The organism is Gordonia sp. KTR9 (genome assembly GCF_000143885.2).
In the GTDB taxonomy this organism is placed as follows: Bacteria; Actinomycetota; Actinomycetes; order Mycobacteriales; family Mycobacteriaceae; genus Gordonia.
Genome location: NC_018581.1, coordinates 1,087,907 through 1,113,292, shown reverse-complemented (window position 1 = coordinate 1,113,292; position 25,386 = coordinate 1,087,907). Strand labels below are relative to the sequence as shown.

Annotated in this window: 28 protein-coding genes, 4 tRNA genes and 1 riboswitch; of the genes, 10 read left to right on the top strand and 22 right to left on the bottom strand. The window is 67.9% G+C overall.

The features are described 5' to 3' along the window. Positions 1–43: 43 nt before the first annotated feature. The 4 genes from KTR9_RS05830 to KTR9_RS05815 all read right to left on the bottom strand — a co-directional run bounded on the left by KTR9_RS05830 (position 44) and on the right by KTR9_RS05815 (position 3,301). A complete protein-coding gene (locus tag KTR9_RS05830; RefSeq protein WP_014925616.1) occupies positions 44–586 on the bottom strand; it encodes a hypothetical protein in 543 nt (180 codons plus the stop codon). Beyond that, entirely contained in the window at positions 583–2,223 is a 1,641-nt protein-coding gene (locus tag KTR9_RS05825) for an alpha/beta hydrolase (protein ID WP_014925615.1), read from the bottom strand. Before KTR9_RS05825 ends, KTR9_RS05830 begins: the two co-directional genes overlap by 4 nt. Then, a complete protein-coding gene (locus KTR9_RS05820) occupies positions 2,223–2,654 on the bottom strand; it encodes a hypothetical protein (protein ID WP_014925614.1) in 432 nt (143 codons plus the stop codon). The genes KTR9_RS05825 and KTR9_RS05820 overlap by 1 nt, the downstream gene beginning before the upstream one ends. 128 nt (positions 2,655–2,782) lie before the next feature. Further along, entirely contained in the window at positions 2,783–3,301 is a 519-nt protein-coding gene (locus tag KTR9_RS05815) for a TIGR04338 family metallohydrolase (protein ID WP_014925613.1), read from the bottom strand. Positions 3,302–3,345: 44 nt separating this feature from the next. Here KTR9_RS05815 and KTR9_RS05810 point away from each other — a divergent pair, with 44 nt between their 5' ends. Further along, positions 3,346–4,287 carry a YhjD/YihY/BrkB family envelope integrity protein gene (locus KTR9_RS05810; RefSeq protein WP_014925612.1) on the top strand — a complete coding sequence of 314 codons (942 nt, stop codon included), beginning with the start codon at positions 3,346–3,348 and terminating at the stop codon, positions 4,285–4,287. Here the strand turns inward: KTR9_RS05810 and KTR9_RS05805 are convergent. From KTR9_RS05805 to KTR9_RS05785, 5 genes are read right to left on the bottom strand one after another with little or no spacing between them, the layout of a single operon-like run. Beyond that, the gene (locus tag KTR9_RS05805; RefSeq protein ID WP_044506017.1) at positions 4,284–5,114 is read right to left on the bottom strand and encodes a DUF2786 domain-containing protein; all 831 of its coding nucleotides are present in this window, start codon (positions 5,112–5,114) and stop codon (positions 4,284–4,286) included. The two genes, KTR9_RS05810 and KTR9_RS05805, sit on opposite strands and share 4 nt — an antisense overlap. Positions 5,115–5,124: 10 nt before the next feature. Continuing rightward, positions 5,125–5,823, bottom strand: a complete 699-nt coding sequence (locus KTR9_RS05800; RefSeq protein ID WP_044506016.1) for a YoaK family protein — start codon at positions 5,821–5,823, stop codon at positions 5,125–5,127. Positions 5,824–5,875: 52 nt separating this feature from the next. After that, entirely contained in the window at positions 5,876–6,334 is a 459-nt protein-coding gene (locus KTR9_RS05795) for a VOC family protein (RefSeq protein WP_014925609.1), read from the bottom strand. Beyond that, entirely contained in the window at positions 6,331–6,807 is a 477-nt protein-coding gene (locus KTR9_RS05790; protein WP_044506015.1) for a helix-turn-helix domain-containing protein, read from the bottom strand. Before KTR9_RS05790 ends, KTR9_RS05795 begins: the two co-directional genes overlap by 4 nt. A 38-nt stretch (positions 6,808–6,845) precedes the next feature. Further along, positions 6,846–7,118, bottom strand: a complete 273-nt coding sequence (locus KTR9_RS05785; RefSeq protein WP_035718198.1) for an excalibur calcium-binding domain-containing protein — start codon at positions 7,116–7,118, stop codon at positions 6,846–6,848. A gap of 185 nt (positions 7,119–7,303) precedes the next feature. Here KTR9_RS05785 and KTR9_RS05780 point away from each other — a divergent pair, with 185 nt between their 5' ends. After that, the gene (locus KTR9_RS05780; protein WP_014925607.1) at positions 7,304–8,188 is read left to right on the top strand and encodes an alpha/beta hydrolase; all 885 of its coding nucleotides are present in this window, start codon (positions 7,304–7,306) and stop codon (positions 8,186–8,188) included. A 3-nt stretch (positions 8,189–8,191) separates the two neighbouring features. On the opposite strand, the gene KTR9_RS05775 is transcribed toward KTR9_RS05780, so the two are convergent. After that, a complete protein-coding gene (locus KTR9_RS05775) occupies positions 8,192–9,145 on the bottom strand; it encodes an L-lactate dehydrogenase (RefSeq protein ID WP_014925606.1) in 954 nt (317 codons plus the stop codon). 119 nt (positions 9,146–9,264) lie between these two features. Continuing rightward, positions 9,265–9,446, top strand: a riboswitch (cobalamin riboswitch). Positions 9,447–9,493: 47 nt separating this feature from the next. Here KTR9_RS05775 and KTR9_RS05770 point away from each other — a divergent pair. The 4 genes from KTR9_RS05770 (at position 9,494) to KTR9_RS05755 (ending at position 14,371) form a co-directional block, all read left to right on the top strand. Then, a complete protein-coding gene (locus KTR9_RS05770) occupies positions 9,494–10,573 on the top strand; it encodes a FecCD family ABC transporter permease (protein WP_044507633.1) in 1,080 nt (359 codons plus the stop codon). Further along, the gene (locus tag KTR9_RS05765; RefSeq protein ID WP_014925604.1) at positions 10,570–11,400 is read left to right on the top strand and encodes an ABC transporter ATP-binding protein; all 831 of its coding nucleotides are present in this window, start codon (positions 10,570–10,572) and stop codon (positions 11,398–11,400) included. Before KTR9_RS05770 ends, KTR9_RS05765 begins: the two co-directional genes overlap by 4 nt. 82 nt (positions 11,401–11,482) lie before the next feature. Continuing rightward, a complete protein-coding gene (locus KTR9_RS05760) occupies positions 11,483–12,508 on the top strand; it encodes an ABC transporter substrate-binding protein (protein WP_238554109.1) in 1,026 nt (341 codons plus the stop codon). A 144-nt stretch (positions 12,509–12,652) separates the two neighbouring features. Continuing rightward, positions 12,653–14,371 carry an HNH endonuclease signature motif containing protein gene (locus KTR9_RS05755; RefSeq protein WP_044507629.1) on the top strand — a complete coding sequence of 573 codons (1,719 nt, stop codon included), beginning with the start codon at positions 12,653–12,655 and terminating at the stop codon, positions 14,369–14,371. A 100-nt stretch (positions 14,372–14,471) separates the two neighbouring features. On the opposite strand, the gene rplA is transcribed toward KTR9_RS05755, so the two are convergent. The 10 genes from rplA to KTR9_RS05705 form a co-directional block, all read right to left on the bottom strand. After that, on the bottom strand, positions 14,472–15,188 hold the full coding sequence (rplA, locus tag KTR9_RS05750; protein ID WP_010841971.1) for a 50S ribosomal protein L1: 717 nt from the start codon (positions 15,186–15,188) through the stop codon (positions 14,472–14,474). Positions 15,189–15,271: 83 nt separating this feature from the next. Next, positions 15,272–15,706: a 50S ribosomal protein L11 gene (gene rplK / locus KTR9_RS05745; protein WP_004021736.1), complete on the bottom strand. Its 435-nt coding sequence runs from the start codon at positions 15,704–15,706 to the stop codon at positions 15,272–15,274. A 112-nt stretch (positions 15,707–15,818) separates the two neighbouring features. Then, complete coding sequence (nusG, locus tag KTR9_RS05740) at positions 15,819–16,688, bottom strand: transcription termination/antitermination protein NusG (RefSeq protein ID WP_014925601.1); 870 nt, start codon at positions 16,686–16,688, stop codon at positions 15,819–15,821. 70 nt (positions 16,689–16,758) lie between these two features. Then, positions 16,759–17,232 (bottom strand): preprotein translocase subunit SecE, encoded by a 474-nt coding sequence (secE, locus tag KTR9_RS05735; protein WP_014925600.1) that lies wholly within the window; start codon positions 17,230–17,232, stop codon positions 16,759–16,761. A gap of 39 nt (positions 17,233–17,271) precedes the next feature. Further along, positions 17,272–17,344, bottom strand: a tRNA-Trp gene (locus KTR9_RS05730). A gap of 242 nt (positions 17,345–17,586) precedes the next feature. Continuing rightward, positions 17,587–18,684: a fused (3R)-hydroxyacyl-ACP dehydratase subunits HadA/HadB gene (locus KTR9_RS05725; protein WP_014925599.1), complete on the bottom strand. Its 1,098-nt coding sequence runs from the start codon at positions 18,682–18,684 to the stop codon at positions 17,587–17,589. Between the two features lie 97 nt (positions 18,685–18,781). Further along, on the bottom strand, positions 18,782–18,949 hold the full coding sequence (gene rpmG / locus KTR9_RS05720) for a 50S ribosomal protein L33 (RefSeq protein ID WP_003929651.1): 168 nt from the start codon (positions 18,947–18,949) through the stop codon (positions 18,782–18,784). Between the two features lie 93 nt (positions 18,950–19,042). Beyond that, positions 19,043–19,116: transfer RNA gene (locus tag KTR9_RS05715), tRNA-Met, on the bottom strand. Positions 19,117–19,137: 21 nt separating this feature from the next. After that, a tRNA-Thr gene (locus tag KTR9_RS05710) sits at positions 19,138–19,210 on the bottom strand. Positions 19,211–19,327: 117 nt separating this feature from the next. After that, positions 19,328–19,408: transfer RNA gene (locus KTR9_RS05705), tRNA-Tyr, on the bottom strand. Positions 19,409–19,535: 127 nt separating this feature from the next. Here KTR9_RS05705 and KTR9_RS05700 point away from each other — a divergent pair. Together KTR9_RS05700 and htpX are read left to right on the top strand one after the other, a co-directional pair. Further along, entirely contained in the window at positions 19,536–20,027 is a 492-nt protein-coding gene (locus KTR9_RS05700; RefSeq protein WP_044505993.1) for a YajQ family cyclic di-GMP-binding protein, read from the top strand. A 159-nt stretch (positions 20,028–20,186) separates the two neighbouring features. Next, positions 20,187–21,053, top strand: a complete 867-nt coding sequence (htpX, locus tag KTR9_RS05695) for a zinc metalloprotease HtpX (protein ID WP_010841976.1) — start codon at positions 20,187–20,189, stop codon at positions 21,051–21,053. Positions 21,054–21,173: 120 nt separating this feature from the next. Here the strand turns inward: htpX and KTR9_RS05690 are convergent, their stop codons facing one another. Next, a complete protein-coding gene (locus KTR9_RS05690; RefSeq protein ID WP_014925596.1) occupies positions 21,174–22,190 on the bottom strand; it encodes a polyprenyl synthetase family protein in 1,017 nt (338 codons plus the stop codon). A gap of 118 nt (positions 22,191–22,308) precedes the next feature. On the opposite strand from KTR9_RS05690, the gene KTR9_RS05685 reads away from it, so the two are divergent. Beyond that, positions 22,309–23,568, top strand: a complete 1,260-nt coding sequence (locus tag KTR9_RS05685) for a geranylgeranyl reductase family protein (RefSeq protein ID WP_044505990.1) — start codon at positions 22,309–22,311, stop codon at positions 23,566–23,568. 122 nt (positions 23,569–23,690) lie between these two features. Further along, a complete protein-coding gene (locus KTR9_RS05680; protein ID WP_044505988.1) occupies positions 23,691–24,662 on the top strand; it encodes an oxygenase MpaB family protein in 972 nt (323 codons plus the stop codon). Here KTR9_RS05680 and KTR9_RS05675 read toward each other — a convergent pair. Then, complete coding sequence (locus KTR9_RS05675) at positions 24,659–25,381, bottom strand: demethylmenaquinone methyltransferase (RefSeq protein WP_044507626.1); 723 nt, start codon at positions 25,379–25,381, stop codon at positions 24,659–24,661. The two genes, KTR9_RS05680 and KTR9_RS05675, sit on opposite strands and share 4 nt — an antisense overlap. Positions 25,382–25,386 lie beyond the last annotated feature (5 nt).

Here is a 25,386-nt window from a genome sequence, read left to right as displayed (position 1 = left end):
GGAGGTGGATTCGTCCATGCGTGGGGGTCTGCGGTGCCGGATGTCACCCGTCGTGACCGGGGTGGCGCACGCAGGGAGAGGTCGATGTCACCGTCACGTTCTCGTTCCCACTGGAGAACTCGGTGTGATGGATTCCCACGGCGAATCCGCGCGCGTCCTCGACGGTCAGGTCTCGGGGATCCCTCGACGGCGACTGCTGCTTGCGTGTGAATCCCTGGGACATCAGCTTCTCGATGCCGCGGCGCACCGTGTCGACACGCTCGGCGGAGGGATCGCGGAAGGTCTGGTTCTCGCGGTACCACCAGGGTGGGCCCGACGGCATCAGTGTGTTCGGGTCGGTGGCGCAACCGTTTTGCTGAAACCTCATCGAGGTGTTCGCCGGCATGGGCGTCGTCACGTAGTCGGGATCGACAGCGGCCATGTTGCCGCTGACCGCAACCCACACGTCTTCCTTCGACATCGACAGCGCAGGAATGTCTTTCGGCTTCTGGACGCCGCAACCGGACAGTAGGGCGCCGACAACGAGCAGACAGGCGGCGGCCACCGACGCGGGTGTTGATCGGTCACGCAGCAACTTCGGCATCATCGCGGGAAATCCGGTCCGGGAGCCAAGATCACCGGCGGCTCGGGTTTCTTCCCGACGGGCATGTGGTCGGGCGCGCGGTAGACGTAATCGTCTGGTTCCTCACCCCGGATGACCTTGACCATGTTCTCGAATGCTCCCGATGTCGGATCGTCCCAATAGCTACCGTGACCCTCCGGTCCCCAGACGACCTCACCGCTGTGTGCGCCGTCGCCGTACAACCCCGTGTCGAGGCGTCGAACTCCCGGAGTGCTGTCCGGGTCTCCCCCGTGTTGGGTGCCGCCGAGGCTCTGCGAGAAATGGACCGGGTCGCCGGGTGCGGTGAGCGAGAAGCGCTGCACGTCCGGATTCGGGTTCCGCCACGGGCCGTCGAGCACACCGGTCCCGGCCGACGACGCGTAGATCACGCGATCAGCGTTGAGTCCCAGTTGCTCGGCCGTACCGACCACCGAGCCACCGTAGGAATGACCGATGTACGTCGTTGCGGCATCGGGTGCCTCCGAAGCGAGCGTGCGGTCGAGATCACGTCCGAATTCGACCAGTCCAGGAGCCATCTGAGTTGCGGGGGTGGTGTCGAATGCATCGTCGTCGCCGGTCAGGTCGGGATAAAGGCCCTGCGGGAGATCACCGTTCATGTACAGGATGACCGGCCCGCCGGTCGCATTAGCCAGGTTGTACGCGGCACGCTGATTCGTCCCGCTGCCGTCGAGGTTCGTGCCTGTGCCGGGAACGTACACGGTCACATTGGGATTGCCGGGACCGATGGCTCCGACCACCTCGATCATCCGACCGTTCGGCGTGTTCTCGAACCCCAGGAAGGTGCGCTCCACCGCTTGGCCCGTCAACGGATCTGTCGTGGGTTCGAGCAGCTCGACCAACCGGTCGACGCGGCGCTGGTTCGGCGGTTGCTTCTGCCGTTCGTCGATCAGGGCGTTGCGCATGTTCGTCTCGTTCGCGTCGATCCGGACCGGGAACGGCACCCCGTTCATGTTTCCGATCGCCTGCGGGTCGGCCTGTGCCAGTCGGCGCAACTGCTCCGGCGTCAGACTCGCCAGCAGCGCCGCCCGCTGGTCTGGTGTCAGGCTGCCCAGGTGCGTGACCAGATCGTCGGGGTCTCGAGGACCAAGACCGGGTACGTGAATGTCGGGCTGTCCGTTCACCATCGCCGCAAGGTCACCCGAGAGTCCTTCGAGCCGGGCGCCGTAGTTCTCGTCGAGTTCGTCCACAGTGGACAGACCGCGGTTGATGGCGTTCTGGATGGTCCGGACTTCTTCGGCCTTGTCCTCGTCGGGGTGCGAGACGGTTCCGTCGCCGTCGACGGAGAAACCGCGTGCCACGGCAGAGTCGACCTCGCGCAGCACGTGGTCCTTGGCGAACCCGAGGTCCCGTGCCGCGTCGCCTGCCTCGTCGGCTATCTGGTTCAACACATTGCGGACCTCGCCGCCGTGGTCGCGTTCCTGATCGATCCTGGTGTTCGCCGCGTCTCGCGTGAGCCCGAACCAGGACCCCGCTCCGTCGATGGCCCGGACCGCGGAATCGAGCGCACCGTCGAGGATCGAGGCGTTCGCGGCGGCGATACCACCTGCGGATCCCAGGGCACCGGTGTCCCAGGTGCGCAACTGAGAGATCGTGGGGCGCATCAGCGTTCGGCGAGACCGCGGATCCGGCCGGCCGCGACGCCATCGGTCTCCTGAGCGCGCGAGTTGAAAATGCTCAACGCGTCCCCCAGTGCGGTCAGTCGGGTGCTCACGGAATCGATGCACTGCTGCGCCGGCACGCCGATACTCCTCGCCGCTGCCAGCGTCCGGCTACCCGCCCCCGTCATCGATCCGAATGACGAGAAGTCCAGATCGCTGACCGCGGTGCCCTCAGCACGCCAGGTGGTGGCGATGTCCGACACCTCTGACGGCAGGATGCCGAAACGCGCGGACGGCGTTTGCGATTCCCCGGGCGGCGCCGGCACCGGCCCAGGCTCGGCCGGCATGGGATGCCGAGGAGGTGTCGTCGACGGCGCCGATGGTGTCGGTGCGGCCGGCGTCGTCGGGACCGCGGGTGTCGTCGGTGTCGTCATGTGCTGTGCCCCGTTCACAGTGTGCGTCGAATTCACGCTCGGACGTCGACGCCACGATACCGGTCCACCACCCCGGCGTGGCGAGCACAACCGGCCACGAGTCATCCGTTCGGCGGAAGAACTCGGTCTCACCCCACCCCGGAATCCGACAGCACGACGCGATAGACGAACGCGGCTTCGGGACCCAGCACGAGCCCGACGAGTTCGATGAGCGTCAGCACGAACCCGCGCCCGTGCGCCGGACCGGCGGTGCCGTCGAGGTGGTGGGCGAGCTCGTGCAGCACCACGAGTTCCCGGAGCGCCCAGCGTCCCTCGGCCGCCGACGGGATGGCGATCTCGGCGGCGACTGGCACACCGTCGGATCTCCGAACCCGCGCGGCGTAGTGCGCGGAGCGCTGACCACGGCGTTCACGGACCGACACCGGTTGCGACGCGCGCTCGAAGCTCGCCTGCACCCCGGGTAGCGCGAGCACCCTGCGGACGTAGTCGTCGACGGCGTCGACGGACGCGAACCTCACCTCAGCGGGGAGGGTCACCTCGGTCCCGGCAAGCTGCACCGTCCGCGACGACGACACGTTGTCGAACAGACGGTGCACGAGGTGCTCGGCCTCGTAGAATCTTGCGCGCCCGGTGTCTCGTTCACTCACGGCATCGCCCATGATGAGGGACCCCGGAGCCGATGGGAGAGTTCATGCGCCGTCCTGATCTCGATGCAGTGCGCAAGCGCGTGATGCGGCTGCCCGGCGCCTCCCTGGTTCTCCGCATCGTCATCGACATCGCGCGAGGAAACCTCACCGACCGGTCGATGACCCTGGCAGCGCAGGCCTTCACCTCGATCCTCCCGATCGTGATCCTCGTGCTCTCCCTGCCGGGCAGCGACGTCGTCGACGACGCACTCACCGGGCTCGGCATCCCGGTCAGCAGCTTCGACACGCCCACGATCGACGACCCGACGTCGGCCACGACCTTCGGCGTCCTCGGTGCGCTGATGACCATCGCAGGCGCCACCTCCCTGTCACGTGCCCTCGGCCGAATGTATGTGTCGATCTGGGACGTCGCCAAACTGTCGTGGGGCGGCTTTTGGCGGTGGGTTGTCGTCGTCTTTCTCATCCCCGCAGCGGTGACCGCCCAGGGCCTGTCCACGGGATTGCAGGCCACCTCGGTGTTCGGCATACACGTCGGCGACCGCGGCATCCTCGGGATCGTGCTGATCGTCGCCGTGACCCTCCTGATCTGGTCGGCCACGTTCACCGCGATCCCCCGGCTGCTGGTGTCGTCACAGGTACCGATGAAGTTGCTCCTCCTGAACGGACTCGGCACCGGCCTCCTCATCACGGTGCTGCTCGCCGGTACCCACGTCGCGCTGCCCACACTCGCCGCAGGCACGATCCGCAGCTACGGCACGCTCGGCGTCGTCTTCGTCGCGATCAGCTGGCTGTTCGTCTTCGCACTGATCCTCGTGGTCACCGCCATCGTCGTACACGCCACGGCGACCGACGAGGGCCGCGTCGGCCGGTGGGTGCGGCGGTGGGCGGGCACCCCGACGCCGTTCGTCCCGCAGCCGTCGATGGCCTGGTACGACCGTCCCACCTCGAGGGCCGCCGAGGACTCCGCTGCGAGAGCCGAGCCCTAACCCTCCAGCGCGCCTCGGGCGCCGCCGAACTCGCGGTCGGCACCGATTTTCGCCCGGCGTCCCGCATGGTCACCGGCCCGGCGTGCGGCCTCGGAGTATCCGGCGGACGCGCTCGACGGACGCCAGGTGCCGCGGGCGCTCGACTCCGTCCGGTAGAAGTCGGTCACCTCGATCTCCTTGTTGCGCAATGCGACCGCCGTGGAGCGGGTCGACTCACCGGAATCGCGTTCGGCGGCGATGGCCTCGTCGCGCGCCGCGTCGCGGGCCTCGGCGAGGCGTTTGCCGATGCGCTCGGCGAAGGCCGACTGGAAGTTGAGCCGGGCGGTGATCGGTGACAACGGCTTCTCCTCGACGACGCGGCGGGCACGCCACCCGCTCCCCCGGGTGACGACCCGCGCGAACGTCTCGCCCTTGTAGGCGCCGGACCGCAGGTAGGCGTCACTGGCCGCGACCATCTGCACGATCAGCGACGTGTAGAGGGCTTCGCAGGCGTCGATGTCGGCTTCGTAGCCGTAGGCGAGCACGAAGGTCGAATTGCTCGCGACGTCGACCGTCACGTCGTTCGCCATCGAGATCGCGACGAAGAGCTGCACGTAGGTGCGCAGGCCGCGTTTGCCCGGTTCGCCGATGGCGATCTGGCGGCTGACCGGGGTGACCTTCTTGCGCGCGGCGGGGTCGTGGGCCCGCGCCACGGCCAGGTCGATCGACGACGCGGTCGCGAGCCGCTGGGCGGCCTGCATGAAGGTCTCGGCCTCGTGCTCGTTGTCGGTGTTCTCCGCCTGACGGAGAAGTGCGGAGATCCGGGTGAGCAGCTTGTCGTCGCGCATATGTTTCAGACTATCCAGCGGCCCGTTCGGTTCCATCCGAGCGCGAATTGCCTCGAGACGACGTCTCGGCGACGCGAAGTGCCAGGGCACCCACGGAGACCACGACCCCGACCCACAACCCGGCGACTCCCCACTGCCGTTCCGCGACTCCACCGCACACCGCGCCGAGCACGAACACCGGCCACATCCAGAACACCGACAGCCACGCCCACGGCCGATCGGTGCCCAGCGACGCGACCAGTTCGTGCGCGGACTTCACCAGCGTGCCGGTGACGTAGGTCAATCCGCCCTGGACGGTCGACGTGTGCGACAGCGCGGAGTTGATCGCACCGGTCGCCACCGCCACGACGATCATCCCGGCGGTCGGCGATGCGGTGAGCGCGACGACGGTGCCGACGAGGAGCGCGACGGTCACGGCCACGAGAACCCAGACCGGCGAGCGCGCGACCCAGCGACTGATCGCGGCACCGCCCACCGCGCCGCCGAAGAACGCCGCGACGAGTCCGGCGACGAGAGCGATCGTCGACCATCGGCCCGCCGACGTCGACTCACCCAGGATGGTGGAGTTGCCGGACATGAAGGCGACGAAGCTGCCCTTCAGCACGACGAACGCGATGGCGTCGACCAGTCCGGCCACGAACAGCAAGGCCGCGGCGATCGCGACATCCGGGTGTCTGCTGCTCAAGTACCTGTCCAGTCGGGCCGCCATGGGCACGAATCTAACGCCCGCGCGTCCGGTCAGGCTGTTCGACGGCCCCTGGTCATCTGCCCGGTGCCCACCGCGCGATGTCCTCGTCCCCCACGGGCCGATCCTCGACAGCCCGCTGGGTCATCCGCAGCGGATTCCCGAATGGATCCCGAAACGCGCAGTCGGTGCCGTAGGGCTGGTCTTCGGGGTCCTGGGTGAACTCGACGCCGCGTGCGACGAGGGCCGCGTGGGTGCCGCGGCAGTCGTCGGTGGACAGGATCGTCACCGGCATCGCCCCCTGCGTCACGAGGTCGCGGACCTTGTCGACCGTCTCGCCGGACAGCGCGGGCGGCCCGGGCTTCTCGAGGAGGATGAGCCTGTCGGGCTGCCCGGGCGGCGCGACCGTCAGCCATCGCATGAACCCCATGTCGACGTCAGTGTCGACCGTGAAACCGAGTGTCCCCACGTAGAAGTCGAGCGCGACGTCCTGGTCGAGGACGTAGATGGAGTGGATGCCGATGCCATTGATCACGGTTCCGACGATACGACCGCCCGTGCGGCCCGCGCTTCTCCGAAATCGCTCACTTCCGACGACGTCGGGACATCGGCGATCGCATCGGCCGGCCGGGTCCAGCGGCGCACATGACACCCGGGCACGGGAAGTGGCGCCACATTCGTCCGGTAGGTGGTGGGACTGCAGCCGACGACCCGGGTGAACGTCCGGCCGAAGGTGCCGGGACTGTCGTAGCCGACGCTCAGCGCGATCTCCAGCACCGGGCTGTCGGTGGTTCGCAGCAACGCGCAGGCTCGCTCGATGCGCCTGCGCTGCAGGTAGCGGTGCGGCGTCTCGCCGAACACGGCCCGGAATCGGCGGATGAAATGCGACGACGACATCACCGCGATGCGGGCGAGCGTGGCCACGTCGAGATCGTCGGCATAAGCGCGGTCGATGGCGTCGCGCGCGCTCAGCAACCGTCGGTTCTCGGCCTCGCGCGGGGTGAACATGTCACCCAGTGTCGCCGATGTTCGCCGCCGACGGTTGATCAGCGCTTCTCGCAGGCGATCCCGTCCTTGTCGCGATCGCTTTCGCTGTTGGCGTCGTAGAGCGCGTCGTCGACGGTGAACGTCGTGACCGGGGTGCCCGACGTCGAGTCGACGGCACCCGTCTGGCCCACACCATGCGGATGATCGGCGTTGAGTGCTGAGCAGTTGGCGTAATCGGTCGCCGCCGATGCGGGTGCCGCCACCATCAGCGGGGCGACCGTCATCGACGCCGCGGCCAGGAATCCGAGGACCATCTTTCGCGAGCAACGCATCGTGCTTGACCTTCTTCTGTGTGTCCCCCGACACCTCATCGTGACGAGGTGACCTTACGGGGTCACGTCGTCGACAAGCGCGCTCATGGCGAAGATTGGTCCGGCCGACGGACAGGCAGGCTGTTGTCTGACAACGCGTGTTGATACAGTCCGCCCGAGAAACGCACACGACCAGCGGGGGAAGAATGATCAGGAACGACGTCGAGTTCGAGTCGTCGGGGACGACGTGCCGGGCCTGGTGGTACCGCCCCGACGGCTCCGCCCCCGCACCGGTGATCGTGATGGCACACGGCCTCGGCGGGGTGCGGCAGATGCGGCTCGACGCCTTCGCCGAACGGTTCACCGAGGCCGGATACTCCTGTCTGGTCTTCGACTACCGCCACTTCGGGGACAGCGACGGCGAACCGCGCCAGCTCCTGTCCATCCGCCGCCAGCTCGACGACTGGGCCGCGGCGATCGCCTTCGCGCGACGCCTCGACGGCGTCGACTCGTCACGAATCGTGTTGTGGGGCACCTCCTTCGGCGGCGGCCATGTCCTCGTGGCTGGTCGCCGCGACGGTCGGGTCGCCGCGGTGATCTCCCAGTGCCCGTTCACCAGCGGGATCGCGTCGACCGCCGCGCTGGGTGTGGTGTCCGGCGCGAAGGTGACCGTGCGCGCGCTCGCCGACATCGTCGGGTCGGCATTCGGCCGGCCGCCGGTGACCGTGGGGCTCGCGGGCGAACCGCGAACCGCGGCGCTGATGACGGCACCGGACGCGGTGTCGGGATATCTGCCGCTCATCCCCGAGGGCCTCGAACTGCCCAACCAGGTCGCCGCCCGGGTCGGCCTGACGATCCCGTTGCACTCCCCCGGCCGGGCGCTCAAAGACCTCGACTGCCCGACCCTGCTGTGCGTGTGCGACGGGGACACCGTGGCTCCCGCGCGCCCGACGGTCAAATACGCGCGCCGCGCGCCGCGGGCCCGGGTGATCCGGTATCCGGTGGGCCACTTCGACATCTACATCGGCGACGATTTCGAGCAGGTCGTCGGCGACCAGCTCGAGTTCCTGCGCGCAACCGTGCCCGTCTAGGTCCTACAACCCGAATCGCGCCTGCATCGCTCGCAGCGTCTCCGCCGATGCCAGCAGTCCCGCGCGTTCCGAGTCCGACAGCGGGACGTCGAGCCGGGTCTGCGCACCGCCTCGGTCGACGACGGTCGGCAACGACAGGCACACACCCTCGAGCCCCTCGATGCCGTCGGCGCGTGTCGACACCGGCAGCACCCGGTGCTCGTTGTTCACGATGGCTTCGACGATCCGCGTCGTGGCGAGCCCAATGGCATAGTTCGTGGCACCCTTGCCCTCGATGATGGTGTAGGCGGCGTGCACGACCTCGTGGTGGATGCGTTCGCGCGCAACGGCATCCAGCGCCGGCCGGCCGGGCAGCGGTTTCCACGACGTCAGCGGCACTCCACCGATCGTCGCCGAACTCCACAGCGGGATCTCGGTGTCGCCGTGCTCGCCGGCGATGTAGGAGTGCACGCTCTGCACCGCCACGCCGCAGTGCTGTGCGAGGAGGAATCGCAACCGCGACGAGTCGAGCACGGTGCCCGAACCGAAGACCTGGCTGGGTGAGAGACCGCTGATCTCCTGGGCGGCGTAGGTGACGATGTCGACCGGATTCGTGACCATCACATAGATGGCGTCAGGGGCCACCTCCAGGACACCCGGGAGGATGGCGCGGGTCAGACCGATTGTCGCCTCGGCCAATTCGAGGCGGGACTGACCGGGCTTCTGCTTCGCACCCGCGGTGAACACCACGACGTCGGCGTCCGCGCACACCGACACGTCGTCGGATCCGATGATGTCCGCCCGCGGGACGAACTCGAGTCCGTGGGACATGTCGAGCACTTCGGCGGTCACCTTGGCCGCGTTGATGTCGAGGAGCGCGATCGTCCGCGCCACCCCGCGGATGAGGGATGAGTAGGCGATCGCGGTACCCACCGCACCCGCCCCGATGATGGCCAGTTTCGTGTCTCGTGCATCCATCGGTTCACCGTTTCCGCCGTCACGTCGCCAGGTCGTCGCGTCCAGCCTAGGCGGTGTCACCCGCGATGTCCGGGCACGGCGACCGACCCGCGCCGCGCCCGGCTCGGGTGGATGTTGATAGCCTGACGACCGAGAACGGTCGCACCTGCACGCGCGGGTGCCGGGGAACCTGGTGCGAATCCAGGACTGGCGCGCAGCGGTATGGGGGACGGAACCGGCACGAAGCCACTGGGGAGACCCGGGAAGGCGCCGGTTCCGAACGAACCCGAGTCCGAATACCCACCGCTCTCGCTCGAGTCCACCGTGTATCTCGCGCACAGATACCCAGACCGTAAGGCCGTACCTTCCGTGTCCCGTCGTACCGTCGGCACGACCGAGATCGCCACCGCTCCGCCGGTTCGGCGACTCCGTTCGACGCCGCTAGCCGCAGTTCTGCTCGTCCTCACCCTCCTCAGCATCGCCCTGGCCACGGCGTTCGGCGCCGAGACCATTCCCGTCGCCGACGTGTGGCAGACCGTCGTCGGTCGCCTGACCGGTGCGCAACCCGACACCGCGCACGCCGTGATCATCTGGGATCTCCGTCTCCCCCGGTCCGTCCTGGCCGCGCTCGTCGGCGCCGGCCTCGCACTGGCCGGCGCTCTCATGCAGGCCCTGGTCCGCAACCCGCTGGCCGAGCCCTACCTGCTGGGAGTGTCGGCAGGTGCGGCGGTCGGGGCCACCGCCGTCATGACCCTCGGCGTGCTGGCCGGCCTCGGGGTGTGGTCGCTGTCCGGCGGGGCGCTTCTCGGCGCACTCGCGGCCACCGTCACGGTGTACCTGGTCGCCCGCGCGCAGGGCGGGTTGACCGCGCTGCGACTCATCCTCTCCGGCGTCGTGTTGTCGTCGGCCTTCATGGCGCTCTCGTCGCTGCTCGTGTTCACCGCCGCCGATCCGCACGCCGCCGACAACGTGATGTTCTGGATGCTGGGCAGCGTCGCCGGCGCCACGTGGGCGAAGGTGCAGATCGCGGGGGTGGTCGTGCTGGTCACCGTGATGGCGATGCTCGCGATCCATTCGTGGCTCGACGCCTACGCGGCCGGCACGGACACCGCGACGTCACTGGGGGTACCGGTCCGCGCGATGCGCAACGCGCTGTTCGGGATTCAAGGCGTCCTCGTCGGCGTCCTCGTGGCGGTGGCGGGCGGGATCGGTTTCGTCGGTCTCATCGTTCCCCACGCCGCCCGGTTGCTCGTCGGCGCCACCCACCGCGCGATGCTGCCGGTGGCGGTCTGCGGCGGGGCGCTGTTCCTGGTGTGGGTCGACGTCATCTCCCGGGTCGCCGCCGCGCCTCGGGAGATGCCTCTCGGTATCGTGACCGGGCTGATCGGCGCACCGATCTTCCTGTTCCTCATGGGTCGACGCCAGTACGTGTTCGGCGGGGGCTCATGACCGACGCACCCCGACACCCGTCGATGGCGTTGCTCACGAACGCACTCGCGTGCCGGCGAGGCGGGCGCGTCATCCTGCGCGATGTCCACCTCGACGTCCCGGCGGGCACCCGACTGGCGATCGTGGGTCCCAACGGCTCGGGCAAGACCACCCTGCTGCGCACGCTGTGCGGTCTCGAACGCCCGGTCGCCGGCACCATCGACGTGGGCGGCGACGATCTGCACCGCATCCCGTCACGGCAACGCGCGCGGTCGATCGCGGTGGTCGGTCAGGAGGAACAGCCCTCCGCCGAACTGACCGTCGCCGAAGCGGTCGGACTCGGCCGGACCCCGTACCGGTCGGCCTGGTCCACGGGGAGTTCCGACGACTCGACGGTGGTCGCCGACGTGCTGGCGCGGGTCGGCCTCGACGGCTGGGGCACCCGCTCGTGCACCACCCTGTCCGGCGGCGAACGGCATCGCGTCGTGCTCGCCCGTGCACTCGCACAGCAGACCCCGATCCTGGTGCTCGACGAACCCACCAATCACCTGGACGCCGCCTGGCGCCTCCGGTTGATGGACATCCTCGACGAACTCGACGCCACCGTCCTCGCGGCGATGCACGACCTCGACCTCGTGTTACGCCACTTCGATTCCGTCGCAGTGGTTTCCGATGGCGGTGTGGTCGCCCACGGCCGACCGGTCGAGGTCTTGACGCCGGATCTGCTGGCGAACGTCTTCGAGGTGTCCGGGACTGTCGTCACGCACCCGTCGACGGGTCTGCCGCACCTGCTGCTCGACACCCCGACCTCATCTGCGCCCCGAACCCGCCTGTCCCCCGAGCTCTGACGAAAGTCACCCCGTGAGAGGAAAACCCTTGAGTACACGTACCTTCCGAATCCATCCGATCGCAGGCGTCCTGGTCGCCGCGTTGACCCTGGGCGCTGTCACCGCCTGCGGAACCGACAGCACCACCGCGTCGGAAAACACCGTGACCGTGACCAATTGCGGAACCGACGTCGCATTCCCCCAGCCCCTTGATCGACTGTTCGTCAACGACGGCGGCATGATCGCGATCGCACTGGCGGCGGGCGCCCGGGACAGCATGGTGGCGGTCAGTGCGCTCGCCCGCGACAAAGACGTCCTGCGGCTCGAGTACGGACCTCAGGTGGACACGCTCAACGAGGTCGCGGCCGAACGCCCCACTCTCGAGAACATCGTCGCGGCCGAACCCCAGGTGCTCTACGCCGGATACAACTACGGCATGAGCGAGTCCCGCGGGATCACGCCGGAGATCCTCGCCTCCCACGGCATCGACGTGTACCAGCTGTCCGAGGCATGTCGACAGGTGGAAGGCGAGGCCCAGCGCGGCACCATGGACCCGTGGGTCGCGCTCGACACCGATCTGCGCAACATCGGCACCATCACCGGCAACCCGGATCAGGGCGCCGCCGCGGCCGACGAAGTGTCCGATCGCTTCGAAAAGCTCCGCGCCGCTCCGCAACCCACCGACAAGCCGACGGCCTTCGTCTTCGACAGCGTGTCCGACACCATCTTCTCCTCGGGGTCCTACGGCGGCCCGCAGGGCATTCTCGACGCCGCCGGCGCCCGCAACGCGACGGAGGACATCCAGGACACCTGGACCGCCGTCAGCTGGGAACGCCTCACCACCGCCGACCCCGACGTCATCGTGTTCGTCGACTATCCCGGCCAGTCGGTCGACGAGAAGATCGCCGCGCTCCGGTCGAACCCGGCGAGCCGAAACCTCAAGGCGGTGCGCGAGAACCGATTCGTGAACCTGCCGTACGCGATGTGGGTGTCGAGCCCGCTCAACATCGACGCCGCCGAGATCATGCGCAACGTCCTCGAGAACCACGGTCTCGCACCGGAATCCGGGATCACCCCGGCGCTCGACGTCGCGCAACTGGACCTCGGGGGCAACAACTGGCTGGAGTGAGGTCAGCGGCCCTATCATAAGCCACCGACAGATCGCCGTCGCTCAATAGCTTTGCACAACAGAGATTTTGGCCTCACCGTACGTCCACTTCGGTGTACACTCGAACGTACATTCGCAGCTACGGTTCTCGGGGGGGTGACCGTCATGGCCGACACCACGCACATCGACGGTTCGCTGCCCACGTCGCGGGCGCCCGAACTCCTCGCCGAACTGCACCGGCTGATCGGTGAACTACAGACCGTCGACCTGAGCGCGTGTTCGGATACCGAACTCGTCGACGTCGCCGCCGACACCGAGAAAGCGATCGCCCGCCTCACCTACGCCGGTGACCGGCAGATGGTCACCATCGCCGACCGCGACCTACCCCATCGCACCGGATACCGCTCCATCACCGCGTTCATCACCCACCGACTGAGGGTGTCCGACCCGATGCGCCGCAACAACCAGCGTGAGGCGACCGCCACCCACCTCACCCACACCGGCGAAGCACTGCCACCCGAACACCCCACACTGGCAGAGTCTTTCGCCGAAGGTTCCGTCGGGACCGCACACCTCCAGGCCGCCCTCGACGTCCTCGACCGAATTCCCCACGCCGTCGAGCACGATGTGAAAGTCGCTGCCGAACGACAGATGGCCGAGATCGCCGAAGCCCACACGCCTGCCGACATCACCCAACTCGGCGCGCGGTTGCTCGCCCACCTCGACCCCGACGGCACCCTGGCCGACGACACCGACCAGAAACGCCGCCGCGGCCTGTGGATCGGCCGGCAACGCGCTGACGGTACCGCCAAGGTGTCGGGCACCCTGACCCCCGAACTCGTCGCCCGACTCACGATGATGTTCGCGGTCTGGGGCAAACCCGGACTCAACAACCCAGACGACCCCGCCTCACCCCGTGGGCCGGCCGGAGCCGCCGACCCCGACGCCCTGGCCACCGCAGCCGACCGCGACCACCGCACCCCCGCCCAGACAAATCACGACGCCCTCGACGCCGCACTGACCGCCGGTTTCGCCGACGGCGCACTCGGCACGACACACCGTGGCCTGCCCGTGCAGCTGATCATCAAAGCCGACCTCGGCGACCTGATCCGCGAAGCGGGGCTCGCCACGACCGCCACCGGAACCCTGCTGCCCATCCCCGACCTGATCGCGATGGCCGGTGAGGTTCAGCCGTGGTTGGCGATCTTCAAAGACGCCACCGCCGTGCCGCTGTACTTCGGTAGGGGCAAGCGTCTGGCCACCCGCGAACAGCGCTTCGTCTCCTTCGCCCGCCCTGACGGCGAGGTGTGCTCGGCTCCCGGGTGCGATCAACCCGCCACGCAGGTGGAACTCCATCACGCCCACAAGGACTGGGCCAAAGGCGGTCTCACCGACATCGACGACCTCGCCCCCGCCTGCCCACGACACAACCGCATGGTCGGTGACCAGCCCGGCCAGTACACCACCCGCATCGCACGGTCCGGACCCGACGAAGGCCGCTGCGTCTGGCGATTGAACGCCGAACCCGGCGCGCCACCCAACCCCGACCGCCTCAACCGCCGACCCGACATACCCCGGCGGTTCGCAGAACATCTGAACACCGTGCGCGACGAGATTCACGGACCACCAACGCGAGGATTTCGCAGGCTCGGTCGCCGGACCCTTCGTGACGCGCCCTCCGCAAGCTCCGGGCGCTCCTCAGGGAGCAGGGGGCCCGGCGACCAGGCGCGCCCCGACGCCATCGGCCACGGCGACCGCGGCCGACGCCTCGAACTCGCCTACCGACAACTCGTCCACCCACCGGCACCGCCGGAGCACCACGCCACCCAACCCCTGACCCCAGTCGAAGCAGCCCTCACACGCATACTCACCGACCACGCATGAGTGCCACGCAACGCGGCGAGCGGACCACGCAGACACAACACGAGGGGCCCGACATCGGAATGCCGGGCCCCTCGTGGGTGTCAGTGCGCCTGATGCGAGATCAGGCCTGCGGTGCCTCCGCGAAGTTGCGGGCGACCGCCGGGTCGACCGGGATGCCCGGGCCCGTCGTGGTCGAGACGGTGACCTTCTTGATGTAGCGGCCCTTGGCTGCCGACGGCTTGGCGCGCATGATCTCGTCGTAGGCGGCGCCGTAGTTCTCGGCCAGCTTGGCCGGGTCGAACGAGGCCTTGCCGATGACGAAGTGCAGGTTGGCCGCCTTGTCGACGCGGAAGTTGATCTTGCCGCCCTTGATGTCGTTGACGGCCTTGGTGACGTCGGTGGTCACGGTGCCCGTCTTCGGGTTCGGCATCAGGCCGCGCGGTCCGAGGACACGCGCGATGCGGCCGACCTTGGCCATCTGATCCGGGGTGGCGATCGCGGCGTCGAAGTCCAGCCAACCGCCCTGGATGCGCTCGATCAGGTCCTCGGCACCGACCTCGTCGGCACCGGCGGCGGTGGCCTCGGCGGCCTTGTCGCCGGCGGCGAACACGATCACGCGGGCAGTCTTACCCGTGCCGTGCGGCAGATTGACGGTGCCTCGAACCATCTGGTCTGCCTTACGGGGGTCGACGCCCAGGCGAATCGCGACCTCGACGGTCGCGTCGGTGTTCTTCGACGACGTGTCCTTGGCGAGCTCCACAGCCTCCAGCGGGCTGTACAGCTTGGTCTTGTCGACCTTCTCGGCCGCGGCCGCGTAGGCCTTGCTCTTCTTGCTCATTGCTCTGTTCCTTCTCCGCACTCGAACGGCGGGGTGTGTGGTGCGGGCCGAGCCGGCCCTCCCACGGGGATGACTTGGGTGTGTCAGCCTTCGACGGTGATGCCCATGGACCGAGCAGTGCCGGCGATGATCTTCGCGGCCTGATCGATGTCATTGGCATTGAGGTCTTCGGCCTTGGTCTTGGCGATCTCACGGACCTGGTCCATGCTCACCTTGCCGACCTTGTTGGTGTGGGGCTCGCCGGAGCCCTTCTGCAGCCCGGCGGCCTTGAGGAGGAGCTTCGCAGCCGGCGGGGTCTTCAACTTGAAGTCGAAGGAGCGATCTTCGTACACGAAGATCTCGACCGGGATGACGTTGCCACGCTGCGACTCGGTCGCCGCGTTGTACGCCTTGCAGAACTCCATGATGTTCACGCCGTGCTGACCGAGCGCCGGACCCACGGGCGGGGCCGGGTTGGCCTGGCCTGCCGAGATCTGGAGCTTGATGATCCCGGCGAGCTTCTTCTTCTTGGGAGGCATCTTCTGTTCCTTGCTTGTTTACTTGCGAATTCACGCCCGCTGGAGACGTGAAAGTCTGTGTTTGTCTGCTTCTCCCGCTCCCTGAGGTGCGAGCGAAGCGAGCCTCGAAGGGTCAGATCTTCTCGACCTGATTGAACCCGAGCTCGACCGGCGTCTCACGACCGAAGATCGACACGAGCACCTTGACCTTGCGCTGCTCGGCGTTGACCTCGCTGATCGACGCGGGAAGCGTGGCGAACGGGCCGTCCATGACGGTGACCGACTCGCCGACCTCGAAGTCGACCTCGATGACGTTCGACGCGGCGGCGGCTGCGGCCTCGACACCCTCGGCGGCAGAACCCCGCGAGGAGGCCGGCTTCTTCGCCTCGGTGCGCGGCATCAGGAACTGCAGCACCTCGTTGAGCGAGAGCGGCGACGGCTTGCTGGTCATCCCGACGAAGCCGGTGACGCCCGGCGTGTTGCGCACGGCGCCCCACGACTCGTCGTTGAGTTCCATGCGAACCAGGATGTAGCCCGGCAGCACCTTGCGGTTGACCTTCTTGGGCTGGCCGTTCTTGATCTCGGTGACCTCTTCGGTCGGCACCTCGACCTGGAAGATGTAGTCGCCGACATCGAGATTCTGCACGCGGGTCTCGAGGTTGGCCTTCACCTTGTTCTCGTAACCGGCGTAGCTGTGGATCACGTACCAGTCGCCGGGCGCCCGCCGGAGCTGCTTGCGCAGTTCCTCGACCGGATCGACCTCGGCTTCTTCGGCCGGGGCTTCCTCGGCAGGAGCCTCGGCGTCATCCGCCTCGGCCTCACCTGCGTCGGGGGCATCCTCGGAGACCGTGTCCTCAGCCGCGGCCTCGTCACCCTCGACGACAGTCTCGTCGGCAACCGCGTCACCCTCGGTGTCCACCGCGTCGGCCACGGCCGCGTCGACATCGGCGTCAGCCACGTCGACGGAATCGGTCGAGGCGAGTTCGTTCTCCGGGGTGCTCACTGCAGCCCACGCTCCTTATGGTTCATCTGGCGGTCGTACTCCTCGTCGCCGGCCGAGCCCACCGCGTGGGTCAGCCGAACAACCAGAGAACGCCCTTGGCGAAGGCGAGGTCGAGGCCGGAGATGAACGCGGTCATCACGATGACGAACACGAGCACGACGATCGTGTACGTGATCATCTCGCGCCGCGTAGGCCAGATGACCTTCTTCAGCTCGGCGACGACCTGCGTCAGGAACAGCCAGATCCGAACGAACGGATTCCGGCTCTCCCCCGCAGACGCCTTCTTCTTCGTCTTGCGTTCCTTGACGGCGACGGACCCCGAACCGGAGTCGGTGTCACCATCGTTTGCACCCGCCGACGAGCGACGCCCGCGAGCAGAGCGTTTACCGGACGGACGCAGCTCCTTGGCGGTGCCGGTCGACGTCTCGTCGCCCGTTCCCGCGTCGGTGGCCCCGTCGCGACCGTCGAGCTCAGCCGCAGCCGAATCGGCCGCAGAACCTTCTGCGGCGTCTTTGGCGCGGGCGGCCCGGTCTCGCTTGCTCAACTTCGCGGTCCTCTCGTCAGCGTGTGCCCTTCACCAGGGCAGGGGCGACAGGACTTGAACCTGCAACCTGCGGTTTTGGAGACCGCTGCTCTGCCAATTGAGCTACGCCCCTTTGCGACGCCCTCCACCGGAGTGGTCGGCGTTGCCGTCTCATCGACCCGGCCTCACGACCCGCCGGCGATTCGTCGCCGACAAAACCAACGCGCCACCCTATGGGTAGCGCGCAAGCCTGAATCAATCAGACACTTCAGTGTAGATCACCGGGGCGGTGGACCCAAAACGGGCTCGCCTCCGACCCCTCGACGACCGTACACGTCGGTCCCTCGGCCTGCCGTCGGCATGCCCCGTGACCAGTCAGTTGAACTGGATGACCGCCTGCGCGCGTCCGAAGATGCGGCGGTCGCCCTGCTTGGCGGTGATCGCGATGGTTCCGCGGCGGGTCGCGGGATCGAGCGACTTGACCTTGCCCGTGAAGTCGACGGCCGCACTGTCGTCGGCGGGCACGTAGACCGGGCTGGTGAAGCGCACGTTGTACTCGCAGAAGGCCGCCGGGTCACCGATGAACTCCGAGACGAAGCTCGCGCCGAGCCCCATGGTCTGCATGCCGTGGGCGACCACGTCGTCCATCCCGGCCGCGCTCACGACATGGTCGGAGAAGTGGATCGGGTTGGGGTCGCCCGCGACGCCCGCATAGTTCGCGAGGTTCCCGCGCGTCAGCAGGTAGCGCCTCGGGGTCAGTTCCTGCCCCACCGCGAGGGTGTCGAAATCGATGGCACCGAAGGCGCCGGGCGACTGCGTCGGATCGGGGAGGTCGTAACGACCTGCCTTCGGCTCCACGGTGTGCCCGGATTCACCGATGGCGCCGACCTTGATCATCACGTGGTCGAGGGACGCCTCCAGCTCGGGGTCGACGTCCATGCCGGGGCGCGCGGCCAGCGACGTCCAGGTCGTCATGACCGGCTCGTCGTGCTGGTTCCAGATGACGTTCTTGGTGACCATCAGGTCGATCATCTCGGGACTGCTGACGTGACGGAACGACTCGAGGGAGACGTCGCAGATCAGGCGGTCACCGACCTTCATCGGCTGGTGGTAGATCAGCCGCTGATCGGTCTGCATGATCTGCCACATGTCGTAGCCGGTGATGACGTCCTCGAACAGCTTGCGCTGGGCGATGATCCCCAGCACGGACACGTAGGTGGGCGCGGCGATCAGGCGGTCGTGACCGAAGGCCCGTGCGCCCTCCTCGCTCCAGTGGGTCGGGTGCGCATCCTGCACGGCCATCGCGTGCTTACGGATCTCCTCGCGGCCGATCTCGTAGTAGTCGTCGACGGTGTAGTGGAAGCCGACGAGGCTCTGGGTGTGGGCGGCGATCTCCTCGGGGGTCGGCTTCGCACCACCGTTCGACGCCTCGTCCGCACGATCCTGGATCTCGGCTTCGTTTACCTGTGACATTGAGCACTACTCCCTTCGGGCCCGACACAGCAAGACGGGCCGCCTCTCCGAGAGGCGACCCGCTGCTGGATGTACTTCGAAAAGGCCGACGACAGCGTCAGCGCGATTCCTTGTGCGCCTGATGCTTGCCGCAGTTCGGGCAGAACTTCTTGATCTCGAGGCGATCGGGATCGTTGCGGCGGTTCTTCTTGGTGATGTAGTTACGGTGCTTGCACACCTCGCAGGCCAAGGTGATCTTGGGGCGAACATCTGTTGAGGAGGCCACTTGATTGCCTTCTTTCGGGTGGTACGTGGTCGGGTTCGGAAGTTCCCTCAGGGCTTGCGACCCTTGCGCTCGGTTCCGGTCGGACCCGATGTGTAGCGGTGGAGGGACTCGATCCCTCGACCTCACGATTATGAGTCGTGCGCTCTAACCAGCTGAGCTACACCGCCCCGCGGACTTCTCGTCCAGCGAGCCCCCTGACGGAATCGAACCGTCGACCTTTTCCTTACCATGGAAACGCTCTGCCGACTGAGCTAAGGGGGCGTGCCCCGGGCAGTTGCGCCCGAGAGCCTTAACGAGGTTACACACTCGCGTCTGCGCTAGACAAATCGCTGGTCGGAGACCGTCTGTAGTGCAGTTTCGCGAAGATGAACCACGCTGTGGCAGGTATAGGATTCGAACCTATGTAGCTTGCGCGACGGATTTACAATCCGCTCCCTTTGGCCGCTCGGGCAACCTGCCGTGCCGCTCTCCCAGGCCGTCGCGACAGCCGTTCGAACAACGCCGTGAAGAATACAACGAACACCACGTCCGCGCGCAAACCGGCTGGTCAACTCCACTCCGATCGCCATGACATACCCTGTCGGACATGGCTGATTCATCGTTCGACGTGGTGAGCAAGATCGACCGCCAGGAGGTCGACAACGCCCTCAACCAGGCTGCCAAGGAGTTGTCCCAGCGGTACGACTTCCGGGGCACCAACACCGGCATCGAGTGGTCCGGCGAGGAGAACATCGTGATCACCTCCGACGCCGAGGAGCGCGCTCAGGCAGGCCTCGAGGTGTTCAAGGAGAAGCTGATCCGCCGCGACATCTCCCTGAAGGCGTTCGACGCCGGCGAGGTCGTCGGCTCCGGCAAGACCTTCAAGATCACCGGCACCCTGGTGCAGGGCATCGACTCCGAGCACGCCAAGAAGATCTCCAAGAAGATCCGCGACGAGGGACCCAAGGGCGTCAAGGCGCAGATCCAGGGCGACGAGCTGCGCGTGTCGAGCAAGAAGCGCGACGACCTGCAGGCCGTCATCGCGCTGCTCAAGGGCGAGGACTTCGGTATCGCCCTGCAGTTCGTCAACTACCGCTGACCGCCGCCACCGCGCCCGCACCGACATCGGCATGCGGAAACCGATTCGGGTTCTGCGTCGTTTGACCGGATGAAGGCGCCAGCACTCCTCGGCCGTCCGGGTTCGCCCGGACCGGCCCGAGGACACCGAGACCCGCGGCGCCGGACAGACGAGGACCCGATGCATCTCAACGGATTGAAGACGGCGGCTCTGCTGGGCCTGATGTCGGCGATCATCGTCGGCATCGGCGCGCTGTTCCAGAGCCCGCTGATCCTGTGGGGATCGGTGGTCGTCGCCGTCGGCATGAACGCCTACGTCTACTTCAACAGCGCGAAGATGTCGCTGAAGGCGATGCACGCGCAGCCGGTGACCGAACTGCAGGCGCCGGTCATGTACCGGATCGTGCGTGAGCTGGCGACGACGGCGCACCAGCCGATGCCCGCGCTCTACATCTCTCCCACCGAGTCACCCAACGCGTTCGCCACGGGCCGCAACCCCAAGAACGCCGCGGTGTGCTGTACCACCGGCATCCTGCACCTGCTCGACGAGCGTGAGCTGCGGGCCGTGCTGGGCCACGAGCTGTCGCACGTGTACAACCGCGACATCCTCATCAGCTCGATCGCCGGTGCGATGGCGGCGGTCATCAGCGGCCTCGCCAACTTCGCGATGTTCATGGGCGCCTTCGGCGGCCGCGACAACGCGCCCAACCCGCTGGCGATGCTGCTGATCGCCGTGCTGGGACCGATCGCGGCGACCCTGGTGAAGCTGGCGGTCTCCCGGTCGCGCGAGTTCCAGGCCGACCAGTCCGGCGCAGAACTCACCGGGGACCCGCTCGCGCTCGCCTCGGCGCTGGCGAAGATCTCCGGCGGCGTGCAGGCCGCGCCGCTGCCGCCGCAACCCGACATCGCGGCTCAGTCACATCTGATGATCGAGAGCCCGTTCCGCGCCACCGATCGGATGGCCCGGATGTTCGCCACCCACCCGCCGACCGCGGAACGCATCCGCCGGCTGCAGGAGATGGCCCGCGACGACCGTTCCGCCGGTTGAGCGAGTCCCCTGCCGGTTGAGCGGAGTTCCCTGCCGGTTGAGCGGAGTCCCCCGCCGGTTGAGCGAGTTCCCTGCCGGTTGAGCGGAGTTCCCTGCCGATTGAGCGGAGTCGAAACCCCCTCAGCCGACGCGTTCGATCGTGTAGTCCACGAGCGATGCCAGGGCCCGGTGGGCCGGTGACTCGGGAAGCTCGGCCAGCATCGCGTGCGCCTCGTCGGCGAACTCCTGCAACTTGGCCCGGGCGGCGGTCATACCCGCCGACGAGCCGAGCAGCTCGATCGCCTCGGCGACCTCGGCGTCGTCGGTGAGCGGCCTGGCCGTGCCGTCGGCGGCGACGAGGAGCTCGCGTAACCGGGCCGACGTCGCGTCGTCCCCGGCGACGGCGTAGAGCACCGGCAGCGTGTGCACGCCTTCGCGGAGGTCGGTGCCCGGCGTCTTGCCCGACTCCACCGACACCGAGCTGATGTCGATGATGTCGTCGGACACCTGGAAGGCGACGCCGACGATGTCGCCGATGCGCGAGAGCCGCTCGATGTCGTCGGCGGTCGCCCCCGAGGCCATGGCCCCGAAACGGGCGGCGGCGGCGATCAGCGACCCGGTCTTCTCCCAGACGACCCGCAGATAGTGCTCGACGGGGTCGGCACCGGGCTTGACGCCGACCGTCTCCCGCATCTGACCGGTGACGAGTTCGGCGAAGGTCTCGGCGATGATGCGTACCGCTTCGGGACCCAGCGTCGAGACGAGTCGCGAGGCGCGCGCGAACAGGAAGTCACCGGAGAGGATGGCCACGCTGTTGGTCCATCGAGCGTTGGCGCTCGCCGCACCGCGCCGCATGGCGGCCTCGTCCATGACGTCGTCGTGGTAGAGGGTGGCGAGGTGGATCATCTCCACCACCGTCGCCGAGGTGATGACGTCGTCGGAGTCCGGGCGCGGACCGAACTGGGCGGCCAGGATCGCGAACATCGGCCGGAATCGCTTTCCGCCGGCCTTGGCGAGGTGGGTCGCCGCCTCCGTCATGACCTCGTCGCCCGACGAGAGCTCGGCGAGGAGTAGATCCTCGACCCGCTGTAGCGAGGAGCGCACCGTATCGGCGAACTCATCCGACACCAGGTCAACCCCGGCGAATGTGGACTTCACGGAAACGCGGCCCCATCTCGTCTGATCCGGCAATTCTCGTCGGTGCGACACGCGATCGCCGCGTCAACCCCACCTGCTGCTGAGCCTAACCCGTCGGGGGTCCGGACATACTGGTCGGGTGAGCACGGACACGACCCCTCTTTTCCCCGATTCCGCCGACGTCCTCGTCGTCGGCGCCGGACCGGGTGGATCCGCGGCGGCCGCCCATGCCGTCGCCGCCGGCCGGGACGTGGTCCTCGCCGACGCCGCGGTGTTCCCGCGCGACAAGACGTGTGGTGACGGACTCACGCCGCGCGCCGTCGCCGAACTCGACGCGCTCGGGTTGGGCACGCTGCTCGCCGACCGTCCGCGCATCGACGGACTCCTGCTCAACGGTTGGGGTGCCCGCCAACAGGTCCGGTGGCCGTCCGGCCGTTTCCCGTCGTACGGGAGCGCGGTGGCACGAACCGAGTTCGACGAGGCCATCCGCGCCCACGCGGTGTCGGTCGGAGCGCGAATGATGCAGGGCGTCAAGGCTGTTGACGTCGAAATGGACGGCGACCGGGTGGGCGCGGTGACCTTCGCGACCCCCACGGGCTCGCACACGATGCGGGTGACCGACCTCGTCGTCGCCGACGGGGTCCGGTCGGGAGTCGGCAAAACGCTTGGGCGGCAATGGCATCGAGACACCGCCTACGGTGTGGCCGCACGCGCATACGCACCCTCCGCGCGCGCCGATGCGCACTGGATGGGGTCGCACCTCGAGCTCCGCGGACCCGACGGCGGACTGCTGCCCGGGTACGGCTGGGTCTTCCCACTCGGCGCGGCCGGCGGCGGCCAGGTCAACGTCGGCGTCGGCGCGCTCGCCACGTCGAAGCGGCCGGCGCACATGGCCCTTCGGCCGATCCTCGAGCACTATGCCGCGATGGTGCACGACGAGTGGGCACTCGACGGCCCGCCCGTCCGCATCACCTCGGCCCTGCTGCCGATGGGCGGTGCGGTGTCCGGCGTCGCCGGCCGGAACTGGATGCTGATCGGCGACGCCGCGGCATGCGTCAACCCGCTCAACGGCGAGGGCATCGACTACGCCCTCGAGACCGCGAGGCTCGCCGTCGAACTCCTCGGCACCGACGACTACACGGACCGGTGGCGTGATGTCCTGGTGGAGCACTACGGGCTCGCGTTCTCCGCCGCCCGCCGCCTCGCCGGGCTGCTCACCATGCCGAAGGCCGTCCCCACGCTGGGACGTCCCGGCATCCGGTCCCCGCACCTGATGTCCATGGTCGTGCGGGTGATGGGCAACCTGATCACCGCCGAGGACGCCGACCTCGTCGCCCGTGCCTGGCGCACCGCCGGACGCGTCTCCCGGCAGATCGACCCGCGTCCGCCGTTCTCCTGAGGTCCGGCCGTCGACACCGTCGTCTGGCGCATTGAGACGGCAGGGCTGTAGTGTTCCAACCGGTGTGGTCGCCGCCACACCTGTGACACAATCAGGCCACCCGTCGACCCAGGAGATGCACGATGTCCGCCGCATCCACTCTCGCCACCCGAGCCAAGCACGCCCTCCAGAACCGGCTGGCACAGCGCTATCACCTGCGCGGCGAGATCGACCACATGGATGCGGTCGGAGACCCCACCGCCATCGCGCGCGCCCTCGCCACGCGAGAGTTCCCGTGGGGCATCACGCAGGCCTTGAGTTTCGCCCTGTTCCGGACGTACGCGGTGCCGTCGATCGGCGACCTCCTCTACAAGACCGGTCAGTTCACGGAGTCGACGCAGAAGCGCTACGACGACACGGTGCTGCTGCTCGACGCCCCGACCGAGCACGGTGTCGACAGCCCGGCCGGACGGGCGGGCATCCGCCGCATCAACCAGATGCACGGCATGTACGACATCCCGAACGACGACTTCCGCTACGTGCTCGCCACCTTCGTCGTCTGCCCGGTGGAGTGGGTGAACGCCTACGAATGGCGCTCACTGACCAACCACGAGATCCTCGGTCTCACCAACTACTACCGCCGGCTCGGCCAGGTGATGGGCATCAAGGACATCCCCGAGACCTACGACGATTTCAAGAAGTTCTACGACGAGTACGAGACCGCCCATTTCGCCTTCAGTCCCGACTCGCTCGCCGTCGCCGACGCCACCCTGGACCTTTTGGGCACGTTCATGCCGTACAAGCTGCTGCCGCGTGCGGTGGTGCGCCGGATGTCGTTCGCGCTCATGGACGATCGGCTCCTCGACGCATTCGGCTATCCGAAACCGACCGCGTTCGAGCGGGTGCTGGTCCGCGGCGGACTCAAAGCTCGTGGACTCGCCATCCGGCTCTTCGCACCGCCGCGGACAGAACCGCTCTTCGGACGGCAGACGAAGCAGGTTCGCAGCTACCCCAAGGGTTTCCGCATCGACGACCTCGGCACCTTCGCGCCGGGGTGCCCTGTGTCGCACGACACCGTTCCCGGCGTCGAGACACCGCGGGCCGCGAACTCCTAGGCCCGCGCCGAGTGGATCGCGGCGATACCACCGGTCATGTTCTCCCACCGCACCCCCGAGAACCCGGCTTCGCGGATCAGGTCGCCGAGGGCGAACTGATCCGGCCAGGCCCGGATCGACTCGGCGAGATAGACATACGCGGCCGGGCTGCTCGACACCTTCGTCGCGACCGCGGGTAGCGCCTTCATCAGGTACTCCATGTACACCGTCCGGAACGGCTTCAGCGTCGGCGTCGAGAATTCGCAGATCACCAGCCGCCCACCGGGTTTCAGCACTCGCCGGAGTTCGGCGAGTGCCGTCGGCACGTCGTTGACGTTGCGCAGGCCGAACGAGATGGTCGCGGCGTCGAAGGAATCGTCGGCGAACGGGAGCGACAGGGCGTCCGCGGCGACCTTCGGCACGGCCCGGTGCGCCCCGGCCTTGAGCATGCCGAGCGAGAAGTCGGCGGCGATGCAATGCGCACCCGACGACGCCAGCTCGACGGTCGACACCGCGGTACCGGCCGCGAGGTCCAGGACGACGTCGCCCTGGTGCAGGTCGAGTGCCCGACGGGTCTTCTTGCGCCAGCCACGATCCCGACCGAATGACAGGACCGTGTTGGTGAGGTCGTAGCGCCGAGCGACGCCGTCGAACATCGCCGCGACCTCGGCCGGGTCCTTCGCCAGGCTCGCCCGGCCCAGACTCGCTCGTTCCGGTGGTGTCGCGCCCGTCGATGACATGCCGA

Coding starts and splice junctions, on each gene's coding strand:
- KTR9_RS05830 (WP_014925616.1), bottom strand. CDS start 586: ATGATGCCGAAGTTGCTGCGTGACCGATCAACACCCGCGTCGGTGGCC.
- KTR9_RS05825 (WP_014925615.1), bottom strand. CDS start 2,223: ATGCGCCCCACGATCTCTCAGTTGCGCACCTGGGACACCGGTGCCCTG.
- KTR9_RS05820 (WP_014925614.1), bottom strand. CDS start 2,654: ATGACGACACCGACGACACCCGCGGTCCCGACGACGCCGGCCGCACCG.
- KTR9_RS05810 (WP_014925612.1), top strand. CDS start 3,346: ATGCGCCGTCCTGATCTCGATGCAGTGCGCAAGCGCGTGATGCGGCTG.
- KTR9_RS05805 (WP_044506017.1), bottom strand. CDS start 5,114: ATGCGCGACGACAAGCTGCTCACCCGGATCTCCGCACTTCTCCGTCAG.
- KTR9_RS05800 (WP_044506016.1), bottom strand. CDS start 5,823: ATGGCGGCCCGACTGGACAGGTACTTGAGCAGCAGACACCCGGATGTC.
- KTR9_RS05790 (WP_044506015.1), bottom strand. CDS start 6,807: ATGTTCACCCCGCGCGAGGCCGAGAACCGACGGTTGCTGAGCGCGCGC.
- KTR9_RS05785 (WP_035718198.1), bottom strand. CDS start 7,118: ATGCGTTGCTCGCGAAAGATGGTCCTCGGATTCCTGGCCGCGGCGTCG.
- KTR9_RS05780 (WP_014925607.1), top strand. CDS start 7,304: ATGATCAGGAACGACGTCGAGTTCGAGTCGTCGGGGACGACGTGCCGG.
- KTR9_RS05775 (WP_014925606.1), bottom strand. CDS start 9,145: ATGGATGCACGAGACACGAAACTGGCCATCATCGGGGCGGGTGCGGTG.
- KTR9_RS05765 (WP_014925604.1), top strand. CDS start 10,570: ATGACCGACGCACCCCGACACCCGTCGATGGCGTTGCTCACGAACGCA.
- KTR9_RS05755 (WP_044507629.1), top strand. CDS start 12,653: ATGGCCGACACCACGCACATCGACGGTTCGCTGCCCACGTCGCGGGCG.
- rplA (WP_010841971.1), bottom strand. CDS start 15,188: ATGAGCAAGAAGAGCAAGGCCTACGCGGCCGCGGCCGAGAAGGTCGAC.
- rplK (WP_004021736.1), bottom strand. CDS start 15,706: ATGCCTCCCAAGAAGAAGAAGCTCGCCGGGATCATCAAGCTCCAGATC.
- KTR9_RS05725 (WP_014925599.1), bottom strand. CDS start 18,684: ATGTCACAGGTAAACGAAGCCGAGATCCAGGATCGTGCGGACGAGGCG.
- KTR9_RS05700 (WP_044505993.1), top strand. CDS start 19,536: ATGGCTGATTCATCGTTCGACGTGGTGAGCAAGATCGACCGCCAGGAG.
- htpX (WP_010841976.1), top strand. CDS start 20,187: ATGCATCTCAACGGATTGAAGACGGCGGCTCTGCTGGGCCTGATGTCG.
- KTR9_RS05680 (WP_044505988.1), top strand. CDS start 23,691: ATGTCCGCCGCATCCACTCTCGCCACCCGAGCCAAGCACGCCCTCCAG.
- KTR9_RS05675 (WP_044507626.1), bottom strand. CDS start 25,381: ATGTCATCGACGGGCGCGACACCACCGGAACGAGCGAGTCTGGGCCGG.